This is a genomic window from Mycobacterium sp. TH-M15 (assembly GCF_057473705.1).
This window is the reverse complement of the sequence record NZ_JBYCLB010000267.1, coordinates 1-3,731: the sequence shown is the minus strand read 5'-3', so window position 1 is coordinate 3,731 and position 3,731 is coordinate 1. Positions and strand designations below refer to the sequence as shown.

4 protein-coding genes and 1 pseudogene are annotated in these 3,731 nt (G+C 73.4%); 2 read left to right on the top strand and 3 right to left on the bottom strand.

Annotated elements, in window-relative coordinates; translation table 11 throughout:
• Positions 1–123: pseudogene (locus AC2VNT_RS06350) on the bottom strand (acyl-CoA thioesterase); the annotation flags it as partial.
• Between the two features lie 91 nt (positions 124–214).
• Here AC2VNT_RS06350 and AC2VNT_RS06345 point away from each other — a divergent pair.
• Complete coding sequence (locus AC2VNT_RS06345) at positions 215–1,321, top strand: alcohol dehydrogenase catalytic domain-containing protein (protein ID WP_486946045.1); 1,107 nt, start codon at positions 215–217, stop codon at positions 1,319–1,321.
• On the opposite strand, the gene AC2VNT_RS06340 is transcribed toward AC2VNT_RS06345, so the two are convergent.
• Together AC2VNT_RS06340 and AC2VNT_RS06335 are read right to left on the bottom strand one after the other, a co-directional pair.
• A complete protein-coding gene (locus tag AC2VNT_RS06340) occupies positions 1,318–2,652 on the bottom strand; it encodes an FAD-binding oxidoreductase (protein WP_486946046.1) in 1,335 nt (444 codons plus the stop codon). The two genes, AC2VNT_RS06345 and AC2VNT_RS06340, sit on opposite strands and share 4 nt — an antisense overlap.
• A gap of 88 nt (positions 2,653–2,740) precedes the next feature.
• A complete protein-coding gene (locus AC2VNT_RS06335; RefSeq protein ID WP_486946044.1) occupies positions 2,741–3,364 on the bottom strand; it encodes a TetR/AcrR family transcriptional regulator in 624 nt (207 codons plus the stop codon).
• A 138-nt stretch (positions 3,365–3,502) separates the two neighbouring features.
• Here AC2VNT_RS06335 and AC2VNT_RS06330 point away from each other — a divergent pair, with 138 nt between their 5' ends.
• Positions 3,503–3,628 carry a hypothetical protein gene (locus tag AC2VNT_RS06330; RefSeq protein ID WP_486946043.1) on the top strand — a complete coding sequence of 42 codons (126 nt, stop codon included), beginning with the start codon at positions 3,503–3,505 and terminating at the stop codon, positions 3,626–3,628.
• Positions 3,629–3,731 lie beyond the last annotated feature (103 nt).

The window sequence follows — 3,731 nt, the reverse complement described above, 5'->3', positions numbered from 1 at the left end:
CGCGTTGTTGAGGTGGCCGAACATGTCGTTGTCGGCCCACCGGGTGGTCACCGGCCACAGCACCGGAAAGTCGGTGCCGGTCAAGCCTGCCGGAGCGGGCGGGACCGCCGACGACGGGGTCATCTGCGCCCACGCTCCCCCGCACGGGGGTGGTGTCCCCGCCTCATCGCTGCGCTCTGCATCGTCGCGGACGCGGTCATGGTTGTATTCCAGCATGGTTGCGATCCACGGCGCAGTGCTGGAGCGGATCGGGGCGCCGCGGCCGTACGCGCGGTCGCGCCCGCTCACCGTCTGCGAGCTGGAGCTGGCGGCCCCCGGAGACGGCGAGCTGCTGGTCCGGATCGAGGCGGCCGGGGTCTGCCACTCGGACCTGTCGGTGGTGGACGGCAACCGGGTGCGGCCGGTGCCGATGCTGCTCGGTCACGAGGCGGCCGGGATCGTCGAACAGGTCGGCGCCGGCGTCACCGCCGCCGCGCCCGGGCAGCGGGTGGTGCTGACGTTCCTGCCCCGCTGCGGCCACTGCCCGGCGTGCGCCACCGACGGCCTGACCCCGTGCGGGCCGGGCAGCGCGGCCAACGCCGCCGGCACCCTGCTCGGCGGCGGGCTGCGGCTCCGCCGCGCCGGAGCGCCGGTCTATCACCACCTCGGCGTCTCCGGGTTCGCCAGCCACGCGGTGGTCAGCCAGTCCAGTGCGGTGGCCGTCGGCGACGACGTGCCGCCGGCGGTCGCCGCGCTGCTCGGCTGCGCGGTGCTGACCGGCGGCGGCGCGGTGCTCAACGTAGGCCGCCCGGTTGCCGGCCAGACGGTCGCCGTCGTCGGGCTGGGCGGTGTCGGCATGGCGGCGGTGCTGACCGCGCTGGCGCACGACGGCGTCGACGTGGTCGCGGTGGACCGGCTGCCGGAGAAGCTTTCCGCCGCAGTCGATCTCGGGGCGCAGCGGGCCTACTCGCCGGAGCAGGCCGTCGACGACGGAGTCCGGGCGCAGGTGGTGATCGAGGCGGCCGGGCACCCGGCCGCGCTGCAGACCGCGATCGCGCTCACCGCCCCCGGCGGACGCACCGTCACCGTCGGGCTGCCGCCGCCGGACGCGCGGATCAGCCTGTCGCCGTTGAGCCTGGTCGCCGAGGGCCGGTCGCTGATCGGCAGCTATCTCGGCTCGGCGGTGCCGGCCCGTGACATCCCCCGGTTCGTCGCGCTGTGGCGGTCGGGCCGGCTGCCGGTGCAGCGGCTGGTGTCGGCGACCATCGGCCTGGAGCAGCTCAACCAGGCGATGGACCGGCTGGCCGACGGCCGGGCGGTGCGCCAGCTGGTGGTGTTCTAAAGCGCGTCGAAGAGCACCGCGGCGTTCAGGTAGCCGGTCGGGTCGAACGCCGCCTTGACCGCCCGCATCGCGGCGATGTCGGCGGGACCGCGAGACATGGACAGGTAGCCGCGCTTCCGGCTGCCGACGCCGTGCTCGGAGCTGACGTTTCCGCCGCAGCCGGCGATCAGCTCCATCATCGGCGGGTAGAGCGCGGTCTCCCGCTCCGGCGGGCAGCGCAGCACGTTGAGGTGCAGGTTGCCCTCGCCGACGTGCCCGAAGAGCAGCGGCAGCGCGTCCGGGGCGTGCCGGGCGACCAGTGCGGTGGCGTCGGCGGCGAACCCGGCGACCGCGGAGAGTGGCAGCGCCACGTCGAATTTCACCGGCGGGCCGGCGACGCCGAGGATGTCGGTGACCGCCTCGCGGAGCCGCCAGAGCCGCTGCCGGTCGACGGCGTCCACCCCGACCGCCGGCTCGCCGCGGCTGCCGGTGCGCCGCAGCAGCTGCGCCAGCCGCTCCCCCGGGTCGTGGTCGGTGGCGAGCTCCACCAGCAGCAGCCAGTCACCGTCCACCGGTGCGGTGACCCCGAGCCGGCCGCCGGTGATCGCGGTGGCGCGGGCGTCGATCAGCTCCAGCGCGGCGATGCCGTCGACGTCGCGGAGCGGCCGGGCCGCCTCGACCAGGGCGTCCAGGCCGGCGAAGCCGCAGACCGCGGTCACCCGGTGCGCCGGGGCCCGGTGCAGCCGCAGGTCCAGCCCGGTGATCACGCCGAGGGTGCCCTCGGCGCCGACGAACAGCGCCGGCAGGTCGTAGCCGGTGTTGTCGGCGCGCACCGGCGAATGCCGGTGCAGCAGCGTGCCGTCGGGCAGGGCGACGTCCAGGCCGGCCACCTGCTCGCCCATCCTGCCGTAGCGCACGCTGTGCAGCCCGCCGGCGTTGGTGGAGGCCATGCCGCCGACGGTGGCGGTGTCCCGGGCGGTCAGGTCCACCCCGAACACCAGGCCGGCCACGGCCGCCGCGTGCTGCACCGCCGCCAGGGGGACGCCGGCCTGAGCCGTCACCCGACGCTCGACGACGTCCACCTCGCCGACGGCGATCAGCCGTTCGGTGGAGAGCAGCACGTCGTCGTGCTCGGGGACGGTGCCGGCGACCAGCGAGGTGCGGCCGCCCTGCACGGTGACGTGCGTCCCGTCGTCACGGCAGGCCCGCAGCACCGCGGCGACCTCTGCGGCCGACCCGGGACGCACCAGTGCACCGGCCCGGCCCCGGTACCGGCCGGTGTGATCCACGCTGCGCCCGGCCAGGACGTCGGGGTCGGTGCTGACGTGCTGCGCGCCCACCACCTCGGCCAATCGCTGCGCAAGGCCCACCAACCGGGTGTACCACACACCGGCCGGCAGAGCTCCGTTGACGCACGCCGGACCGAACCGTGCCAGCAGGTCAGCCCAGCGGCGATTCGGTCCGGATCGTCTCGTCGCGGATCAAGCCGCGCAGCAGCGCGGTGGAGAACTCGGCGGCGATCTCCTGGGCGGTGCGCCGGCCACTCGGCCGCAGCCACCGGTAGGCGCCGAGCGTCATCCCGATGTAGCCCAGCGCCAGCACGTGCGAGTCGCACTCGTAGAACTCGCCGCTGGCGATGCCGCGGTCGATCACGCCGTGCACGTGCTCGTAGACCTGGGCTTCCTTCTTGCGGACCGCGGTGACCTGCTCCTCGGTGAACCACTCGGTGATGTAGGGCTGCTCCTGGAAGTACACCGCCGCCCCCTCCGGGTTGGCCGCGATCTGGTCGAGCAGCCGGACCGTGTACTGGTACAGCGCCTCTCGCGCGGTCCACGACGGCTCGTCGTGCAGCGCGGCCAGGGTCCGCTCGGCGGCCTGCTGGTAGATGTCGTAGAGGATCAGCGACTTGCTGGCGTAGTAGTGGTAGACGGTGGCCTTGTTCAGCCCGACCACGTCGGCGACGTCGTCCATCCGGGTGCCGTGGTAGCCGCGGGCGGCGAAGAGCTTGGTGGCGACGGTCAGCAGCTCGTCGCGCCGGGAGAGTCCGTTCTCCGCCGTGGCCATCGCCCGCTCCTCCCCATCACTCCGTCCGCGACGCCGGTCTCTATCAACCGGTTGGCCGCTTCCCGAGATAGTTTAGGCGGCTTCGGTGCCGTGGCGTTGACGTGACGACTAAACTCAGACGGGTTGAAAGGTGGCGCAATGGATCCGAGTCCCGACTACGACATCACCGACGAGGGTGAGTTCTTCTTCAGTTACCTGCTTTGGGGTCTCCGTGGCGTCGACGGCGGCGGCGGTTACCCGCCGGAGGCGTACCCGTCGATCTGACCGATCTTGACGTCCTCCCCGCAGTGAACTGCGGGGATTCCTCGTACCGGCCGGCTGTCTCGATAGGCGCTCATGCGGCTATCGCCGTGGGCTGGTCGGCAGT